This window comes from Thalassolituus sp. UBA2009, assembly GCF_002335285.1.
Classification (GTDB): Bacteria; Pseudomonadota; Gammaproteobacteria; order Pseudomonadales; family Oceanobacteraceae; genus Venatoribacter; species Venatoribacter alkanivorans.
The window spans coordinates 3,381-4,847 of sequence record NZ_DDCJ01000087.1 but is presented as its reverse complement, the minus strand read 5'-3'; the positions used below and the strand labels follow the sequence as shown (position 1 = coordinate 4,847).

The window sequence follows — 1,467 nt, the reverse complement described above, 5'->3', positions numbered from 1 at the left end:
CGCTGATATGTCTGGTCTGTCCGCAGGATGCGGACAAGTGGCTCCGGCCATGGATGGCCGATGAGTCACGCGGCCAGTAAATATCAAGGTTTCAAGGAATACGGCCCAGAAAGCGCGAAGCTGGGGTCGGCCCGCCGGCAAGGGGATAAGTTCCCCTGGGAGGCATTAGGCCTGGATGTTAAAAAATGCTGTTTTTGTTAGCTACGGTGCTGATCAAAAAAAACTCTTTACCCACCCCTGCGAATCTCCAGCTCCAGTTCGCGGGAGCTTAAGCCCTGCTGGCGTTTACCGCTTTCCACTTCGTGAATCAGACGGCAAAGGGTGCGGTTTACCGGTGTAGGCACGTCCAGTTTTTCACCTTCGGCGGCAACGGCGCCATTGAGGAAATAAATTTCGGTCAGACGCTTCTGCTGCAGGTCTTCCCACATCGATGAGCGCGCCTGCGGGTCAATTTCCAGCATCTTTTTCGCCAGCCGGTGAAAGATAAAATCCGGGCTGTTAATCAGGCCGGGTAATAATGCCGGTGGCAGTGCGGTCATGCGTGCCAGGCTGATGCCTTTTTTGGCGGCGACGGCTGCCAGTTCTTTCATGGCACCACTCAGCACGCGGCGGTAACCACGCTGTTCCAGTTCCTGCTTCAGCGGAATATCGGCCAGCGCATTAATGGCATTGTTTAAATTAAGCTGCAGTTTGCCCCAGGCAACCGATTGGAAATCGCGTTCCAGCAGGCAGGGAATCTGCTGTTCGAGCAAGGCATCACGGATCGGCATAAAAGCATCGTCGTCGCTCAGATGAACTGCTCCGTCGGTACCGCGGTGAAAGTGGCCGTTGTCCTGATGCAGTACGTTGAAGCCAACAATCCCCTGAGACACCAGCAGTTGCGGACATTGTTCGCGCACCACGCGGTCGCTGCCGAGGCCATTCTGCAGACAGATAACCCGGGTACCGGGACGGCAATAGTGCGCCAGCGCGGCGGCAGCCTGTTCCATGGCCAGGCATTTGAGGGTAACCAGAACGATATCGGCCTGAGCCAGTGCCGCTTCTTTATGCTCGAAGGAAATGCCGCTAACCAGCTGATCACCACCGATATAGTCGCTGATATGAATACCGCCGGCCTGTTTTATTTCTTCCTGAATACGGGGTCTGCCCAGCAGGGTAACCGACAGTCCTTCAAGATGCAGGGCTGCACCCAGATAGCAGCCGATGGAACCGGCACCATAAACAACAATGTGCATAAACGGATCTCTTCATCGCGGGAGTTGCAGTGTGCGTTGCTTTACTACTGCCTAACAAGTAATGAGTGTGTGAACTGGTTCGCACTTTTCAGGCTTTTTTCTGTTTTACCAGCCAGCGGTCGAGGGCATTGGCAAACTGGGCTTTATCGCGTTCGGAGAACGCTGCCGGGCCTCCGCTTTGTATGCCGCTGGAGCGCAGGGTTTCCATAAAATCGCGCATATTCAGGCGCTG

Annotated in this window: 2 protein-coding genes; both read right to left on the bottom strand. The window is 55.1% G+C overall.

The annotated features are described in order from the left end of the window. Positions 1–227: 227 nt before the first annotated feature. The gene (locus B3P58_RS10750; RefSeq protein ID WP_286717470.1) at positions 228–1,235 is read right to left on the bottom strand and encodes a 2-dehydropantoate 2-reductase; all 1,008 of its coding nucleotides are present in this window, start codon (positions 1,233–1,235) and stop codon (positions 228–230) included. An 88-nt stretch (positions 1,236–1,323) separates the two neighbouring features. Next, positions 1,324–1,455 carry a DUF188 domain-containing protein gene (locus tag B3P58_RS10745; RefSeq protein ID WP_414716567.1) on the bottom strand — a complete coding sequence of 44 codons (132 nt, stop codon included), beginning with the start codon at positions 1,453–1,455 and terminating at the stop codon, positions 1,324–1,326. Positions 1,456–1,467 lie beyond the last annotated feature (12 nt).

What these genes read in the sequence shown, in the direction of transcription:
- B3P58_RS10745 (WP_414716567.1), bottom strand. Translation starts at nt 1,455, where the DNA reads ATGCGCGATTTTATGGAAACCCTGCGCTCCAGCGGCATACAAAGCGGA.
- B3P58_RS10750 (WP_286717470.1), bottom strand. Translation starts at nt 1,235, where the DNA reads ATGCACATTGTTGTTTATGGTGCCGGTTCCATCGGCTGCTATCTGGGT.